Annotated in this window: 12 protein-coding genes; 6 read left to right on the top strand and 6 right to left on the bottom strand. The window is 68.5% G+C overall.

The window, feature by feature from the left end; all coding sequences use genetic code 11:
• Positions 1–14: 14 nt before the first annotated feature.
• A complete protein-coding gene (gene cueR / locus AC2YHA_RS10385; protein WP_487401438.1) occupies positions 15–404 on the top strand; it encodes a Cu(I)-responsive transcriptional regulator in 390 nt (129 codons plus the stop codon).
• A 207-nt stretch (positions 405–611) separates the two neighbouring features.
• Here the strand turns inward: cueR and AC2YHA_RS10380 are convergent, their stop codons facing one another.
• A complete protein-coding gene (locus tag AC2YHA_RS10380; protein ID WP_487401437.1) occupies positions 612–1,790 on the bottom strand; it encodes a mandelate racemase/muconate lactonizing enzyme family protein in 1,179 nt (392 codons plus the stop codon).
• A gap of 289 nt (positions 1,791–2,079) precedes the next feature.
• Here AC2YHA_RS10380 and AC2YHA_RS10375 point away from each other — a divergent pair, with 289 nt between their 5' ends.
• Positions 2,080–2,883, top strand: a complete 804-nt coding sequence (locus AC2YHA_RS10375; protein WP_487401436.1) for an IclR family transcriptional regulator — start codon at positions 2,080–2,082, stop codon at positions 2,881–2,883.
• 593 nt (positions 2,884–3,476) lie between these two features.
• On the opposite strand, the gene AC2YHA_RS10370 is transcribed toward AC2YHA_RS10375, so the two are convergent.
• The 5 genes from AC2YHA_RS10370 to AC2YHA_RS10350 form a co-directional block, all read right to left on the bottom strand.
• Entirely contained in the window at positions 3,477–4,385 is a 909-nt protein-coding gene (locus AC2YHA_RS10370; protein WP_487401435.1) for a dihydrodipicolinate synthase family protein, read from the bottom strand.
• A 34-nt stretch (positions 4,386–4,419) separates the two neighbouring features.
• The gene (locus tag AC2YHA_RS10365; protein ID WP_487401434.1) at positions 4,420–7,125 is read right to left on the bottom strand and encodes a TonB-dependent receptor; all 2,706 of its coding nucleotides are present in this window, start codon (positions 7,123–7,125) and stop codon (positions 4,420–4,422) included.
• A gap of 251 nt (positions 7,126–7,376) precedes the next feature.
• Positions 7,377–8,114 (bottom strand): SDR family NAD(P)-dependent oxidoreductase, encoded by a 738-nt coding sequence (locus AC2YHA_RS10360; RefSeq protein ID WP_487401433.1) that lies wholly within the window; start codon positions 8,112–8,114, stop codon positions 7,377–7,379.
• The gene (locus tag AC2YHA_RS10355) at positions 8,111–9,031 is read right to left on the bottom strand and encodes a 2-dehydro-3-deoxygalactonokinase (protein ID WP_487401432.1); all 921 of its coding nucleotides are present in this window, start codon (positions 9,029–9,031) and stop codon (positions 8,111–8,113) included. The genes AC2YHA_RS10360 and AC2YHA_RS10355 overlap by 4 nt, the downstream gene beginning before the upstream one ends.
• On the bottom strand, positions 9,028–10,290 hold the full coding sequence (locus AC2YHA_RS10350; RefSeq protein ID WP_487401431.1) for an MFS transporter: 1,263 nt from the start codon (positions 10,288–10,290) through the stop codon (positions 9,028–9,030). Before AC2YHA_RS10350 ends, AC2YHA_RS10355 begins: the two co-directional genes overlap by 4 nt.
• Positions 10,291–10,380: 90 nt before the next feature.
• Between AC2YHA_RS10350 and AC2YHA_RS10345 the strand changes: the two genes are divergently transcribed.
• The 4 genes from AC2YHA_RS10345 to AC2YHA_RS10330 all read left to right on the top strand — a co-directional run bounded on the left by AC2YHA_RS10345 (position 10,381) and on the right by AC2YHA_RS10330 (position 16,239).
• Complete coding sequence (locus tag AC2YHA_RS10345) at positions 10,381–11,301, top strand: SMP-30/gluconolactonase/LRE family protein (protein WP_487401430.1); 921 nt, start codon at positions 10,381–10,383, stop codon at positions 11,299–11,301.
• Positions 11,302–11,381: 80 nt separating this feature from the next.
• Positions 11,382–14,690: a trifunctional glycoside hydrolase family 18/polysaccharide deacetylase/glycosyltransferase family 2 protein gene (locus AC2YHA_RS10340; protein WP_487401429.1), complete on the top strand. Its 3,309-nt coding sequence runs from the start codon at positions 11,382–11,384 to the stop codon at positions 14,688–14,690.
• A 2-nt stretch (positions 14,691–14,692) separates the two neighbouring features.
• A complete protein-coding gene (locus AC2YHA_RS10335; protein WP_487401428.1) occupies positions 14,693–15,529 on the top strand; it encodes a MipA/OmpV family protein in 837 nt (278 codons plus the stop codon).
• Positions 15,530–15,558: 29 nt separating this feature from the next.
• A complete protein-coding gene (locus tag AC2YHA_RS10330) occupies positions 15,559–16,239 on the top strand; it encodes a response regulator transcription factor (RefSeq protein WP_487401427.1) in 681 nt (226 codons plus the stop codon).

The following is a 16,239-nucleotide window of genomic DNA, read 5'->3' as shown; positions in this document are numbered from 1 at the left end:
GTAGAAGCCGCCCCATGAACATCGGCCAGGCAGCGGAAGCGAGCGGCGTCTCGCAGCGGATGATCCGGCACTACGAGAAGATCGGCCTGATCCCGCCGGCACCGCGCCGGGACAGCGGCTATCGCGACTATTCCGATGCCGACGTGCACCGGCTGCGCTTCATCGCCAATGCCCGAGACCTCGGCTTCCCGATCGAGGAGATCGGAACGCTGCTCGACCTCTGGAACAACCGCGACCGGTCGAGCGCGGAAGTGAAGGCGCTCGCCATCGCGCGGGCCGATGCGCTGAAGCGCAAGGCGGCCGCGATCGAGGCGATGCGCCGCACGCTGGAGGACCTCGCCCGGCGCTGCCACGGCGACGGCCGCCCCGACTGCCCGATCCTGGAGACGCTCGCCGGGGAGTGATCCCGACCGCCGCCCTCGAGACCGTCTAGAGCGGCGGTCAGAAACCTGAGTCGTCATGCCGGACTTGTTCCGGCATCCACCTCTCCACGAAGACTGGCGCTGAGATTTCAGCTCGAATCTCGAAACCGGCGCTTGGCTGCCCGGTGGACCCCGGAACAAGTCCGGGGTGACAAACGATGGATCAGATTTCCGCAATCCGCTCCATTCTCACCCGAGCTTCCGGGCCCGCTCCCAGAAGCGCGCATTCGGCGTCACGCCGAGGCCCGGGCCCTCCGGCAGCAGAAAATAGCCTTCGCGGCAATCGAGCCGACCATCCATCAGGCTCGCCGAATGGTGGAAGATGCTGTGCTGATACTCGTGCCAGGGCAGGCTCAGCACGGTCGAGGAGGCGTGCAGGCTGGCCACGGCGAAGATGCCGGCGCCGATCGTCGCGTGGGGGATGACCTTGGCATGATGCGCCTCAGCCAGATGCGCGATCCGCATGAACTGGGTGATGCCGGTATGCCCCATCTCGGGCTGCACGATCGAGACGGCGCGCCGCTCGAGCCGGGCGAGCGCGTCATAGCTGGTGCGCCATTCCTCGCCCGCCGCCACCGGGATCGGCGAGCGCGCGGCGATGCTCGCCAGGCCGGCCACGTCCTCGGTCTTGCACGGCGCCTCGATGAAGGCGAGGTCGTAAGGCGCGAGACGCTCGGCCAGCGCGATCGCCTCGGCCGGCGTGTAGATCCAGTGGCAGTCGACCATCAGCGCGACGTCGGGCCCGAGCCCTTCGCGCAGCGCCGCGATCTCGCGCTCGACGCCGTCGTAGCTGACCACCGCGGCGATCTTCACCGCGCGATAGCCCCGGTCGACGAGGCTCTTCGCCAGATCGACCTTCTCCTTGAGCGTCGGCCGCGGCAGCCCCGAGGCATAGGCGGGGATGCGGTCGCGATGCCGGCCGCCCAGCAGCTGGTGGAGCGGCAGATCGGTCAGCTTGCCCATCAGATCCCACAGCGCGATGTCGACCGCCGCCATCGCGTCGAGCCAGAAGCCGCCGGTATAGCCGCGCACGCGCATCAGGTCGTAGAGGTCCTCCCAGATCGCCTGGACCTCGAACGGCGAGCGGCCCGCGACGAACGGCGCGATGAGATCGTCGACCAGCGCGAAGATCGCGCCGGGAGCGACCAGGCCATAGGTCTCGCCCCAGCCTTCCTCGCCCGACTCTAGCGTCACCCGCACCACGGCCGAGCGCATCTCGGTAGGGTAGATCGTCCGGTTGCCGCGGCGGACGACATAGCCGCGCGCGTTGACGCTCTCGCCCGGTCCGAGGCCGCCCAGGTAGGAATCGTCCTGCGGTATCGTGACCGAGAACACGTCGATCGCCTTGATGGCAGGTGCTTCGGTCACGTCGCTCTCCCCTTTTATCGCTGTCACGCTGAGGCTTTATTAGCAACATTCACGTTGTTCAACCAACTATGTAATCCATCCTCCGTCATTCCCGCGAAGGCGGGAATCCATTGTCGCTGAAGTCGGTGAGTCCCACCATGGTCAGCCAGAATGGATTCCCGCCTTCGCGGGAATGACGAATAGAGAGAGGCGCGCTTCCCCGTCTTTTAGCAAAGCATGTTGACATTGCAGGGCCCGGCCCGCCACTCCAGCTAGCGCTTCCTAAGCAACGACGGTGACGGCGACGAGAATGACGAGGAGAGCCAATCTGAAGGCGTCGGCCGGCGCGCAGCCGAACCAGAGCCTGATCGACGGGATCACCGTGCTCCAGGCGTTGGCGACCTCGACCGAGCCGGTCGGCTGCCGCGAGCTGGCGCGCCGGGTCGACCTCGAGACGACGCGCGTCAACCGGCTGCTCAAGACGCTGACCTATCTCGGCATCGCTCGCCAGACCAGCGACCGCAAGTACCGCCCCGGCTCCGGCATGACCGTGCTGGCGGCGCAGAGCCTGTTCGCCTCCGGCCTGTTGCGCCGGGCCTTGCCCGCGCTCGAGGAACTGCGCCGGTACGGCCATACGGTGGCGATGGGCGTGCTGTGGCGCGACAACGTCAGCTACTTGTTCCACGCGCCGCCCAACATGCCGGAGACCGACGCGGTCGGCCGCATCGGCCTCTATCCCGCGACGCAAGGCGGGATCGGCATGGCGCTGCTGGCGGCGCAGGACGATCTCGAGATCGAGGAGACCTACGACGGTCACGCCATCCCCGGCTATGCGAGCCTCGCCGATCTGCTCGCCGCGCTGAACCAGGTACGCGCCGCCGGCTATGCGCGCCTCCGGGTCAAGCAGGATTTCGAGCAGCACACGGTGGCGATCACGATCGGCACGCCGGTCCATGCCGCGATCGGCCTGTCGGGCTGGATCCCCGAGGCGGCGATGCCGGAGATGCTCGACGCGCTCCGCCGTGCCGCGCAGCGCATCGAGGAGAGCAGCGACGCGCGCGGCGTCGATCATGGACCGGTGGTGCCGGTGCTGGATTATCGGACGGCGGTTTAAGGCGGGTCGACATCCAACCTCATTACGCGAGCCAGCTAAGCCCCTCCCCTTCAGGGGAGGGGTTGGGGGTGGGGGAGTGCGGCAGGCTCTATCGCTTGAGGCAGGCCCCACCCCAACCCCTCCCCTGAAGGGGAGGGGCTTAGAATGTGATCGTGCGACCTGCTTGCTGCTTGAATTCGATCGGACCCGCCACCGGCCGAACCGGACAGCCCTTCAGCCTGTCGCCGCCCTTGCAATGTAGGATTTCGCCTGCTTGGCTCGCCCGGTCCGAGCCGCGCGAGCGCCGGTCCGCTCTTTGACCTCGTCGATTTCGTCCATGTCGCCCGGCCGTCGCGCCACTGTCGCGTTGGTGTCGCCTCGGTGTCGCGTCGGTGTCGCGCCTGTGCCGCGTTGCTGTCGCGTCCTTGGCGCGTCGCCGTCGCGATCTCGTCGCGTTAGCGCAGCGTCCAGACGGACCAGCTCGCAAACACGTGACTTGAGTCAATTTAGTCAACTTTTTTTGGAGATCACGACACCGGCGTCCTCGTCCGGACGGAGCCGTTTCTACCTATGACTTTCGTGACCTTCGACTGTTTTCCGCGGGTTTCCGGCACCTATCGTGAAGCCTCCAGAAAATGCCCCTCCAGCCGCGCAAGCACACGCGTCAACTCCGCATGATCCCCGGCATCGAACGCCGGCCCCGGCGCGCGGGTGAAGCAGCTTTCGATCACGCCGCGCCGCCGCAGCACTTCCTTGGTCAGCCGCCAGCGGAACACCGCCTGCATCATCAGGATCGGCAGCATCGCCTCATAGAGGTCGCGGACGCCGGCTTCGTCCCCGGCGCGATGCGCGGCGAACAGCGCAACGTGGATCTCCGGCGTCTCGGCGGCCGGCATCGTCCCGATCGCGCCGCGGGTCAGCTCGTCGGTGATGTAGCGCCCGCCCGCGCCGCCGAAGATGCCGGCGAGGTTCGGCGGCCGGTCGCCGAGCAGCGCGCTGATCCGCTGGCCGCACGGCATGTTCTCCTCCTTGACCCAGCGGATCGCGTCGGTCGAGCGCACGATCGCGCCGACCTGCTCGGTCGAGAGGCCGAGCCCCATCGGCGACGGGGCGTTCTGCACCATGATCGGCAGCGCTGCCCGTTCCCCCAGCGCGGCGTAGAAATCATGCTGGGCGGCGAGGTCGGCGCCGACCGCCGCCGGCGTCATCACCATCGCCGCGCGCGCGCCGGCTGCGGCGCCGGCGGTCGCCAGCCGCGCGCTCTCCTCGGGATCGGCGGTACTGGCGCCGACGATGAAGCCGGCGCGTCCGGCCACCGCCTCGCCGACCACCGCGATGAGCTGCTCGCGCTCCGCCAGCGTCAGCGTGTCGTACTCGCTCGCCAGGCCGGGGAAGACGACCCCGTCGACGCCGGCGGCGACCGCGAAATCGACGACGCGGCGCAGGCCGTCGGGGTCGATCGCGCCGTTGTCATGGAAGATCGTTGGCAACACCGGGAACACGCCGCCGATTTCTTCCGTCATTCTTCCTCCTTGATGCATTGGGGGCGCCGGCCGGTCAGAATTTGGCGCTGAAGCCGGCCGAGAAACGGCGGCCCTGGATGCCGTAGAAGGACGTGGCCTCCGACGATTCGACGTAGCGGCGCTGGACTTCGTTGGTCAGGTTCGCCGCATCGGCGAAGATGGTGAAGGGTCCGAACTCGTAGCGGATCGATGCATCAAGCGTGCGGTAGGGCGCATAGTAGATCGCCGTGCTGCCGGGTCCCACGCTGTCGAAGAACTTGTCGCGGTAGTTGTATGCGACGCGGACGCCGAAGCCGTATTTCTCGTAATAGCCGACCAGGTTGTAGTTGACCTTCGACAGCCCCTGGAACGGCAGCGACTGGCCGCGCCGGTCGAGCAGCGAGGTCGAGCTGTCGATGTAGGAGAAGTTGGCGATCACGCCGAACCCGTCGAGCGGCGAGGGGAGGAAGTAGAACGGCGCCTGCAGCAGCACCTCCACGCCCTTCACCTTGCCGCCTTCGCCATTGTAGGGGCGGGTGATGAGGAAGCCCTGGCCGGCGGGGTCGGCCGCGACCTCGCCCGGCGGGATCTCATAGGCCGCGCGGCTGTAGATGAACGACTTCACGTCCTTGTAGAAGCCGCCGACGGTCAGCGCCGCGCCGGGCGCGAAATACCATTCGAGCGCGGCGTCATACTGGTCGGCGCGCAGCGGCTCGAGCTCCGGATTGCCGGCGCTGCCGTTGAACGGCGTGAGCCGGTTGAGCGTCAGGTTCGGCGACAGATCGATGGTGTCGGGCAGGCCGAGCACCTTCGCATAGCCCAGGCGGAACACCAGCTTGTCGGTGATGCCGAGCTTGGCGACCGCGCTCGGCAGCCAGTCGGTGAAGCGCTTGTGCACGGTCAGCGGGTCGACCGCGCCGCTCGCCCGGCGGATCGATCCCAGCGCGCTGCGCGCGGTGTCGGTGTAGCGCAGGCCGATGTTGCCCGACAGCGGCATCGATCCGATCGAGGTCTCGAAGTTGAGCTTGGCATAGGCGGCCATCGTGTCCTCGATGACCTCGAACGTCTGGAGCGGATCGACTACGCGCGGCGTGCACAGCGCGCTGCCCGGCGCGATCGTCTCGCAGGCCTGCCCGGCCGGCAGCGTCCCCGGCAGCGCGGCGATGTAGCGGGTGGCGATGTCGGGCGCGTCGCCGCCGATCAGGCCGGCGAAGTCGCGGATGTCGTAGATCGCCGGGCCAGTCGCCACCGGGAAGGTGTTGCCCGGATTGGTGCTCGGGAAGGCGATCTGGCGGAAGGTCGATTCGCGCCGGGTGCTGAGCGACGAATAGCGCAGCCCCGCCTCGATCGACGACAGCAGGCCGCCTGCGGGCTTGAAGGTGAAGTCGAGCCTACCGGCGGTCTCCTCCGCCCGGCTCGTCACGAAATTGTCGAAGACGTTGGTGTAGCGGAACTGCGCCGGATTGGTGACGTCCAGCCCGGCCGGCGCCGTCACCGTCGGCACGCCGCCGTCGTTGATGTCGAAGCTGAACGGATAGCGCGACGAGCTCGACATGCGGACGAAGGTCTGCGTCGTGTCGATCGACGAGCGCGAATAGTCGAATTCCGGACGGACGGCGAAACGCCCGTCGTTGGTGCTCCACTTGAGCCCGATCCCGCCGCTGAACGTGTCGCTGGAGACCTTGAGCGCCTCGGCGTTGCTCTGCGCGGTCTGGTTGATCGTGCCGGCGGTCAGGATCTCGTCATCCGACAGCGTGTAGGAGACATAGTCCGAGGCGGTCGAGCTCAGCGGGACCGAGAACCAGTCGCGGTCGCGGTCGGTGTCGAGGTGCGAATAGGCGACGTCGGTATAGACCTCGAGATTGTCGGTCGGCTTCCACTGGATCGCGCCATTGCCGCCGATCCGCTTGCGCGTCTCGACGAGGTTCTGGAAGCGGAAGTCGGCGATATAGATGCCGGGGATGCCGTCGCCGTTGGGATCGTTGGCGTGCGGGTTCGCCGGCGTGTTGAAGCTGGTCGTCAGCGGCGTGTAGCCGGTGAAGGAGTTGAACGACTGCTCCGTCACCGGCTTCCTCGAATAGGTGACGTTGAGGAGGATGCCGAGCGTGTCGTTGGCGAAGGTGTTCGAATAGAGCGCCGAGGCGTCGTAGCCGAACTTCTCGCTCTGGTCGGCGTAGACGCCCGAGGCGCTGAGCGCGATCAGCTCGCCCTTGTGGTCGAACGGCTTGCGGGTGATGACGTCGACGGTGCCGCTCAAGGAGCCGTCGGCGCGGTCGGCGCCCTGCAGCTTGATCACGTCGAGCCGGCCGATCATCTCGGACGGGAACAGCGACAGCGGATTGTAGTCGGAATCGAGCACCGAATCGATGCCGCGCCCGCGCCCGAACGGGCCGACCAGCGTGCGGCCGTTGATCTCGGTCCGGTTCTGGCGGAGGCCGCGGATCGACACGCTGGTGCCCTCGCCCAGCGCGCGGCGGATCTGCACGCCGGAAACGCGCTGCAGCGATTCGGCGATGGTGTTGTCAGGCAGTTTGGCGACGTCGGTGGCGACGACCGAGTCGAGGAACTGGTCGTTCTCGCGCTTGACGTCGAGCGCCTCGGCGAGGCTGCGGCGGAAGCCGGTGACGATGATGTCGCCCGCCTGGTCGCCGCCCTGGTCGGCTGTTTGTCCCTGCGCAGGCGATTCGGCCTGCGCCTGTGCCTGCGAGGCGAACAACAACACGCCGAGGCAGGCCCCGGCAAGCAATGACGATTTCCCCATCTCCGCCCTCTCCCGATTTTGTTCTGTGGCGCGACATTGTTGCACATTTAGCTACAAGTCAAGCGGGGGTGCTCAGATCCTCCCCGGCACGGGGAGGGGGATCGCGACGCGAAGCGTCGTGGTGGAGGGGGCCATCCTCCCGCCGAATCGGCCGTAGCAGGCCCCCCTCCACCATTCGTCTGCGACGAATGGCCCCCCTCCCCGTGCCGGGGAGGATCTGATGAACTAACTATTACAGCAATAGAAAGAGGCTAACGCCGGGTGATGCCGGCGCCGCCGTCGATCCGATAATCGACGCCAGTGATCCACGACGCTTCGTCCGAGCACAGGAAGAGCGCCAGCGCCGCCACGTCCTCGGGCGCACCCAGTCGGCCCAGCGGATGCCGGGCGATATTGGCCAGACGCGCGGCCTCCGGGTCGGGCTGCGCCGCGAATCCGCCCCGCAGCAGCGGCGTGTCGATCGACGCCGGCCGGATCGTGTTGACCCTGACGTTCGCCTCGGCGAGCTCCAGCGCGAGCGTGCGGGCGAGGCTATCGAGGCCGGCCTTGGACGCGGCATAGGCGGCGAGACCCGGCGTCGCAAAGGTCGAGTTGATCGAGGAAACGAACAGGAAGGTGCCCCGCCGCCGCGCCTGCATGCCCGGGGCGAACGCCCGCGCGAGGCGCAGCGCTCCACCGACGTTCACGTCCATCGCCCGCGCGAGGAAATCGCTCGACGTTTCCAGCGTCGGCTTGCCCTCGGCGAAGGCGGCGGCGTGGACGACGATGCTGGGCGTCAGCCCGGCGGCGGCGATCGCCCCGGCCGCCGCCTCGACCGAGGTGTCGTCGCCGAGGTCGCAGCGCAGGACCAGGTCGCCCTCGTCCGCCTCGGCGAGATCGAGCGCGACGGTGGTGCAGCCTTCGGCCATGAACCGCCGGACGATGGCGCCGCCGATCCCTCCGGCCGCACCGGTGACGACCGCGACATGCCCTTCGAGACGCAGGCTCATGCGCCGACCTCCTGTTCCGCATGGATACGCCGCAACGTGCTGAACCCTGCGGCCGAAAGCCGCCGGTCGTCCAGCAGCTCGGCGGCCATGCCGAGCTGCGCGATCGCGGCTGTGAACAGCGGGGCTACCTCAGGCGCGCCGGTGACGAAGCAAGGGAGGCGCCGGGTCGCGGCGAAGGCGAGGTTCTCCCTGACGTCCGCGCCGATCAGCAGGCCCCAGAGATAGGCGCCCGCATCCGCTTCCGAGAAGCGGCGCGCCAGCACGGCGCTGCGGGCGGAGAAGAGCAGCCGGCCGAGTCCGCCGCCCTCGGCCGCACGCGCGACACCCAAGCGGAATGGCTCGCCATCCTGCGGCGGTGCCTGCATCAGCGGCGCCAGGATACTGCCCTGGGCGAGGACGCGGTGCAGCTCGACCGTCATCGAGGTGTGGAAGCGGGCGACGGCGCCGCCGGTCAGCTCGATCCACTTGCCGTGCTGCCCCGGCACCGACAGCAGTAGCGCATCGGACCCGATCTCCTGAAGCAGCCCCGCCGCCGCGACCTCCTCGCCGCGCAGCACGTCGTGATCGTCGAAACGCGAGGTGCAGGACAGACCGGGCAGGATCAGTGCGGGCACCTCGCCGATCCGAACCGCGCGGGCGCCGCGGACGATCGCTTTGGGTGTGGCGGGGCAGGGATGCTGGGGCACCAGCTCCCAGCCGATCTGCGATCCGATCATGCCGGCGAGCCACAGCTCGGGCGCGGCTTCGGGCCAGCGCGCGCGCAGCTCCGCCAGCCGGCGCGCCATGCCGCCGCGGTCGAGATCGGCGAGCCGGATGTCCTCGCGATGCTCGTCATGGATCCGGCCATCGGTATCAAGGAGCCGCGCCGACAGCCGCGCCGTGCCCCATTCGACGGCGATGAACGTCTCGGCGGTCATACCTCTCCCTCCCGATCGGCCAGCGACCGCCCGGTCGTGGCGAGCCAGGCGGCGATCACCCCGAGCGGATAGGCGACCGCGATGACCAGGAACATCGGCCGATAGGTGATCACCGCGACGAGTTGCCCCACGAGATAGGTCGATCCGATCGTCACCAGCCCGGTGACGATCGCGCCCGCGCCCATCACCTTGCCGATGTGGCGCGCGGGGAACAGGTCGACCGGCAAGGCGGTCTGGTTGGTCACCCAGGCGGTGTGGCAGAAGGCGACCACCGCGCCCAGCGCTAGGCTGACCGCGACGCTCGGCTCGAACGCGTTGAGCGCCCCCAGCGGCGCGACCAGCGCGACCAGCGCCATCGCCAGCACGCGCGCCCGCGCCGGGCGGACGCCGCGCTTGACGAACCAGTCCGAGAGGACGCCGCCGGCGACGGAGCCCAGGCCCGCGCTCGCATAGACCACCCAGCTCGTGCGGCCCATTTCCGCCACGGTCAGGCCGCGCTCCTCGACGAGATATTTGGGGAACCAGAACAGGTAGAAGAACCATACCGGGTTGGTGAGCGAGTTGGCGATGGCGTAGAACCACAGGCCGCGGCTGCGCAGCACGCGCGACCAGCCGGCCCAGCCGGCACCATCGGCTGGTTCGGGACGAATCTCCGCGCCGGCGACGATATCCTCCGGATAGACGGGCGGCGCCATGCCGGGCCGGTAGATCAGCCGCCAGCCGACCAGCCAGGCCAGTCCGATCACCCCCGACAGCACGAAGGTCGCCCGCCAGCCGAGCGCTAGCATCAGCGAAGTGATGAGGAACGGCGCCACCGCCGCGCCGAAATGCGCCGCGGCCGAATAGACGCCGATCGCCAGCGCGCGCTCGCGCTGCGGGAACCATTCGCGCACCAGCTTGGGCGAGGCGATCCAGTTGCCGGCCTCGCCGAGGCCGAGGGCGAAGCGGCTGGCGCCGAGCTGCCAAATGTTGGTGGCCAGCCCCGAACAGGCGCTGGCGAGCGACCACCAGCCGATGAACAGCGCCATACCCCAGCGCGCGCCGATGCGATCGAGGATGAGAGCGCCCAGCGGCGCGCCGAGCATGTAGGCGACCAGGAAGGCGTTGACGACCGCGGCATAACCGGGATCATCGATCCGAAGATCGCTCTGGACGGACCCCGCCATCAGCGCCAGCGTCTGCCGGTCGAGATAGTTGAGCAACGCCGCTGCGGCGAGCATGGCGCCGATCGCCCAGCGGTAACGTACCGGCATGGTCATGCTCTCGGGCTGCTCCCTCTCCGCCACCGATCACTATCGTGCGGCACCCGGCCTTGCTATGCTAATGTATCCGTTATAGCAACATTAAATATGACCTTCGCTTCGTCTCCTCTCGACGACATGCCGCGCCAGCCGGAACGGATATGGCGCGTCGGCGCCGGCCTAGCCGAATGTCCGGTGTGGCTGGAGGACCGGCGGCTGCTGGCATGGGTCGATATCGTCGGACCCAGCTGTCACCTGCTCGACCCCTCGACCGGCGAAACCTGGATGTTCAAGGTGCCGGCGAAGATCGGATCGGCCGCGCCCGCGCCGGGGGGAGCCACGCTGCTCGCGCTGGAGGATGGCCTATGGCGCCGCCATGCTGATGGCCGGTTGGAGCGTTGCGCCTCGCCGGACATGACCGGGGTGCATTTCAACGACGGCAAGTGCGATCCGGCCGGCCGGTTCTGGGTTGGGTCGCGCTCCAGCGATGGATCGCTCACAAAGGGCAAGCTGTTCCGGTTCGATCCCGACGGCAGGCTATACGAGATGGCGAGCGGCTTCGACGTGCCAAACGGGCTCGGTTGGAGCCCGGCGGGCGACGCCTTCTATCTCGTCGATACGGTTCCGCGGCTGCTCTATCGCTACGATTATGACCCGGCATCGGGCGCGATCGGGCGGCGGCGCGTCATCCAGGATTTCGCCGGCCAGGCAGGCAAGCCGGACGGCCTCGCAGTCGATGCCGCCGGCAATCTCTGGTGCGCGATGTGGGACGGCGGCGGCATTCTCGTGTTGTCGCCGGAAGGACTGCTGCTGGATCGATTGCCGACGCCATGCCCGCGCCCGACCAGCTGCGCCTTCGGTGGGGGAGAGCGGATGACCTTGTTCGTCACATCCGCGTCCTATGGTCTCGATCCGGCGGATTTCGGATTCGGGGATTCCGGCAGTATCTTCGCCTTCCGGAGCCCGATTCCAGGCACGCCGGTCGCGTCCATGGCCGGGTCAGGGAAAGCCAACATGACAAAGATGTAAGACTGCCATCAGCTTGGCTCCATCTTCCGTGCGATAGGGCGGGCGCGTTCCCACGATGCTCACAGGAGCCTTTCGGGCCGATGCGCACGCCTGTCTTCTTCGATCCCACCGGCCGCCGCAGCCGCTGGTCCAGGCGCGTGCTCGCCGTGCTGATCATGGTCGTGCTCGTCAGCGCGCTGGCGTTCGCGACCACTCTGGTCGCCGTTCCCCGCCAGCGCGATCTCGCGCTGCCGTTGCCGCAGCCTCATGCGGATCGGCTGCGCGGCACGCCGCCTCGCCATGGCCTCTCGGCCTGGCTTCCGGCCAAGACCGCGAAGAACCCCCATAGCCCGCTCAGCGTCGGCTTCTACGTGCCCGACGACGATGCGAGCATCGCCTCGCTGCGGCGTCATGTCGGTGCGCTCGACTGGGTCGTCCCGGCGCTGGTGTCGGTGTCCGGCCCGGACCACAGGGTCTCGGTCGAGCGCGACCCGCAGTTCGACCGCATGATCGCCGCGATGCCGAACCCGCCCAAGGTGCTGCCGATGGTCCAGAATTTCGGCAACGAAAAATGGGACGGTGCCGGCGCGGCGGCGCTGCTCCACGACCCCGCGCAACGCAAGGCGCTCGCGATGCGGCTTGGCACGCTTGTCGCGGCTCGCCGCGAAGCCGGGCTGGTGATGGATTTCGAGGCCCTGCCGCGCGGCGCGATGGGGGATTATCTCCGCTTCCTCCACCAGCTGAGGAGTGCCTTGCCCGCCGACGCGCAGATCGCGGTCACCGCCCCCGCCGAGAACCAGGACTGGCCGCTCGCGGCGTTCGCCCGCGTCATCGACCGGCTGATCTTCATGGCCTATGACCAGCATTGGCAGGGCGGCGAGCCCGGGCCGATCGCGCCGCAAGGCTGGTTCGTCCATCAGGTCGAGACGGCGTTGCGCACCGTCGGTCCCGACAAGCTGGTCGTCGCGCTCGGCAGCTATGCCTATGACTGGCACGGCGACGACACCGATGCGCTGTCGATCGAGGAGGCGTGGCTCGCGGCGCATGACAGCGCGGCGCCGGTCGGCTTCGATGCCTCCAGCGGCAATGCCGGCTTCGCCTATGACGAAGGCGGAAAGCACCACAGCATCTGGATGCTCGATGCGGCGACCAGCTGGAACCAGCTCCAGGCGCTCAAGCGGCTCGGCATCGACGATGTCGCGCTGTGGCGGCTGGGCACCGAGGACCCGGGGTTCTGGGCCGATCTCGGCGCCTTCCGCACCGGCGGCATGCCCGATCTGTCGACCCCGCGCTCGCTGCTCAGCACGGATGTGGAGGGCTCGGGCGAGATTCTGCGCATCACGGCGACACCCGGCGACGGCCACCGCACCGTGACGCGCGACGCCCAGGGCATGATCCGTGACGAGCGCTACGACGCGCTGCCGACGCCCTATGTCGTCCAGCGCGTCGGCGGCGGCGATCCCAAGCTGCTCGCGCTGACCTTCGACGACGGCCCTGACGCGACCTGGACGCCGAAGATCCTCGACGAGCTCGAGGCGGCGAAGGTTCCGGCAACCTTCTTCGTGATCGGCGAGAACGCGCTAGTGCATCCGGCGCTGCTCGGCCGCATCCTCGCCGATGGCGACGAGATCGGCAATCACAGCTACACCCACCCCAACCTCGCCGCGGTGAGCGCGACGCAGACGCGGCTCGAACTCAACGCGACGCAGCGGTTGGTCCAGGCCTATACCGGGCGCAGCATGACGCTGTTCCGCGCGCCTTATTTCGGCGACGCCGAACCGACCACCGCCGACGAGCTCGGCCCGGCGCTCCAGGCGCAGCAGGCTGGCTACACCGTCGTCGGGCTGCATGTGGATCCCAACGACTGGCAGCGTCCGGGCACCGATGCGATCGTCGATCAGGTCATCCGCCAGGTCCATGCCGCCACGCCGACCAACTCCGGCAACGTCATCCTGCTGCACGACGGCGGCGGCGACCGCGCCCAGACCGTCGCCGCGCTTCCCCGGATCATCGCCGCGCTCAAGGGCGAGGGCTACCGCTTCGTCCCCGCCTCCCAGCTCGCCGGCGTTTCGCCTGCGCAGGCGATGCCCAAGGTCGCGAGCGCCGATCTGTGGGCGGTGCGGATCGACGTCGCGATCTTCGTCGCGCTCGCCGCGCTGGCGGCGCTGCTCGCCTGGATCTTCTACGTCGCCATCGCGCTCGGGATCGCCCGCGCGGTGGTGATGGCCGGCCTTGCCTGGTTCCAGAGCCGCCGCGATCGCGCCCGGCCGCCCGCGTTCGAGCCGAGCGTGTCGGTGATCATCCCCGCCTATAATGAGGAACGCGTGATCGCCGCTTCGGTCGCGCGCGTGCTGGCGAGCGACTATCCCGCGCTTCAAGTGATCGTCGCCGACGACGGATCGAAGGACCGCACCAGTGCCGTGGTCGCCGCCGCCTTCGCCGGCGATCCGCGCGTCACGCTGCTCACGCTCGAGAATGGCGGCAAGGCGGCGGCGCTCAATCGCGCGCTGCTTCAGGCGACGGGCGAGGTGATCATCGCGCTCGACGCCGACACGCAGTTCGAGCCGCCGACGATCCGCCGCCTCGCGCGCTGGTTCGCCGACCCGAGGATCGGCGCGGTCGCCGGCGACGCGCGGGTGGGCAATCGCGTCAACCTGGTCACCCGCTGGCAGGCGGTCGAATATATCACCGCGCAGAATCTGGAGCGCCGCGCGCTCGCCGGGTTCGACGCGATGACGGTGGTCCCCGGCGCGGTCGGTGCGTGGCGGCGTGCGGCGCTCGACACGGTCGGCGGCTATCCCGAGGACACGCTGGCCGAGGACCAGGACCTCACCATCGCCATCCAGCGTGCCGGCTGGCGCGTGACCTATGATCCCGAAGCGGTCGCCTGGACCGAGGCGCCGGAAAGCTTCCGGGCGCTCGCCAGGCAGCGTTACCGCTGGGCGTTCGGCACGCTGCAATGTCTGTGGAAGCACCGCGCGATCCTGCGGACGCGCAAGCCGTCCGGGCTGGCGCTGGTCGGCCTGCCGCAGGCATGGCTGTTCCAGATCGCCTTCGCCGCGATCTCGCCGCTGATCGACCTGACGCTGGTCGTCTCGATCATCGGTACGGCACTGCGTGTGATCGAGCACGGCTGGGCGCAGACCCGCGGCGACGTCGGCGCCATGGGCCTCTACTGGCTGGTCTTCACCGCGGTCGATGTCGCGTGCGGCTGGATCGCCTATGCGCTCGACGGCAAGGGCGTGCGCTATCCCGCCCACCTGCTCGTCGCCCAGCGGCTGGTCTATCGCCAGATCATGTATTGGGTGGTGATCCGCGCGATCGCTTCGGCGATCGGCGGCTGGGTGGTCGGCTGGGGCAAGCTCGAGCGCACTGGCCGCGTCTCCGCCGCGGCGCCGGCAGGCGCATGAGGGTGCCGCGATCGATCCCGGCGCTGCTGATCGCTTTGGGCGCCCCTGTGGTCCCGGCGTGGGCTCAGGATGTGCCGGACCTTTCCGCTGACCGGATCACCATCGGCGTCGGTCCGGCCTTCGTACCGCGCTATGTGGGATCGGACCGGATGACGGTCGTCCCCGGCATAGCGGCGCAGGGGCAGGTGTCGCACCGGTCGTTCGAGACCGCCGGCACTTCGCTCAGCGTCGACCTGATCCCCGATGCGGACAAGCCCGGCTGGAAGTTCCAGGCCGGGCCGATGTTCAACCTGCGGCTCGACCGTACGGCGCGCATCGCCGAGCCGCAGGTCGCCGCGCTCGGCACCCGCAAGAGCGCTTGGGAGCCCGGCGCCTGGATCGGCCTTCAGCGCACCGGGGTCATGACCAGCCCCTATGATTCGCTGTCGGCGAGCATCTCCTGGCAACATGACGTGAGCGGCGCCTATGACGGCTCCGTCGTCAGTCCCGCGATCAGCTACGACACGCCGTTATCGCATCACGATTACGTCAGCCTCTCGGCCGGCGCCGATCATGTCGGCAAGCGCTTCGGCCGATATTATTACGACATCGACGACGCCGGCAGTGCCGCGAGCGGTCTCGGCGTCTATGACGGCGCGGACAAAGCGGGGTGGAAGGACTGGAATCTCGACCTGCTGACGATGCACATGGTTCGCGGTGAGCTGACCCGCGGCGTCGGCGTGTTCGGTACGCTGGGCTATTCGCGTCTCGTCGGCGCCTATGCGCGCTCGCCGATCGTCGCCGATGTCGGCAGCGCGAACCAGTGGAGCGGCGCGGTCGGCGTCAGCATCACCTTGTGAGGACCCCAATTCGTGAACACGGAAAGGACATGAGCCTGAACCTCCTGCTGGTCGAGGACGATGCGACCCTTGCCGCGATGCTGTCGGACGACCTGCGCGGCTATGATCATCGCGTGACGATCGTCTCCGATGGGGGAGAAGCGCTCGCCGCCGCTGGGCGCGATCAGTTCGATGCGGTGGTGCTCGACCGGATGCTGCCCTCAATCGACGGCGTTTCCGTCCTCCAGCGGATGCGGCGCGAGGGGTTGACGATGCCGGTCATCATGCTGACCGCGCTCGGCCGGCTGGCCGAGAAGGTCGAGGGGCTGGAGGCGGGCGCGGACGATTATGTGGTGAAGCCGGTCGACGCCGCCGAGCTCAACGCCCGGCTGCACGCGGTGCACCGCGCGCGCGGGTGGATCACCACCGATACCGACACGATCCGCGCCGGCGACGTCGTCGCCAGCCCGTCGCAGCACCGGGCCTGGCGCGCGGGCAAGGCGCTGGACCTCTCGAAGACCGAATTCAACCTGCTGTGCGAATTCGTCCGCAACGCCGATGCAGTGCTGACCCGGGCGATGCTCTACGAACGGGTGTGGGGATTCGATTTCGAGCCGACCACCAACGTCGTCGACGCGTTCGTGCGGCGGCTGCGGATCAAGCTGATGGCGGATGGAGGATCGGACCTCATCGCGGCGGTGCGCGGCGTCGGCTATGTGATGCGCGGTTAG

The organism is Sphingomonas sp. SRI_018, assembly GCF_057586275.1.
This window is presented reverse-complemented; position numbering and strand designations above follow the sequence as displayed.

Excerpts from the sequence above, each read along its gene's own strand:
- cueR (WP_487401438.1), top strand. The coding sequence starts at position 15 with ATGAACATCGGCCAGGCAGCGGAAGCGAGCGGCGTCTCGCAGCGGATG.
- AC2YHA_RS10375 (WP_487401436.1), top strand. The coding sequence starts at position 2,080 with ATGACGAGGAGAGCCAATCTGAAGGCGTCGGCCGGCGCGCAGCCGAAC.
- AC2YHA_RS10345 (WP_487401430.1), top strand. The coding sequence starts at position 10,381 with ATGACCTTCGCTTCGTCTCCTCTCGACGACATGCCGCGCCAGCCGGAA.
- AC2YHA_RS10350 (WP_487401431.1), bottom strand. The coding sequence starts at position 10,290 with ATGACCATGCCGGTACGTTACCGCTGGGCGATCGGCGCCATGCTCGCC.
- AC2YHA_RS10360 (WP_487401433.1), bottom strand. The coding sequence starts at position 8,114 with ATGAGCCTGCGTCTCGAAGGGCATGTCGCGGTCGTCACCGGTGCGGCC.
- AC2YHA_RS10365 (WP_487401434.1), bottom strand. The coding sequence starts at position 7,125 with ATGGGGAAATCGTCATTGCTTGCCGGGGCCTGCCTCGGCGTGTTGTTG.
- AC2YHA_RS10355 (WP_487401432.1), bottom strand. The coding sequence starts at position 9,031 with ATGACCGCCGAGACGTTCATCGCCGTCGAATGGGGCACGGCGCGGCTG.
- AC2YHA_RS10330 (WP_487401427.1), top strand. The coding sequence starts at position 15,559 with ATGAGCCTGAACCTCCTGCTGGTCGAGGACGATGCGACCCTTGCCGCG.
- AC2YHA_RS10370 (WP_487401435.1), bottom strand. The coding sequence starts at position 4,385 with ATGACGGAAGAAATCGGCGGCGTGTTCCCGGTGTTGCCAACGATCTTC.
- AC2YHA_RS10340 (WP_487401429.1), top strand. The coding sequence starts at position 11,382 with ATGCGCACGCCTGTCTTCTTCGATCCCACCGGCCGCCGCAGCCGCTGG.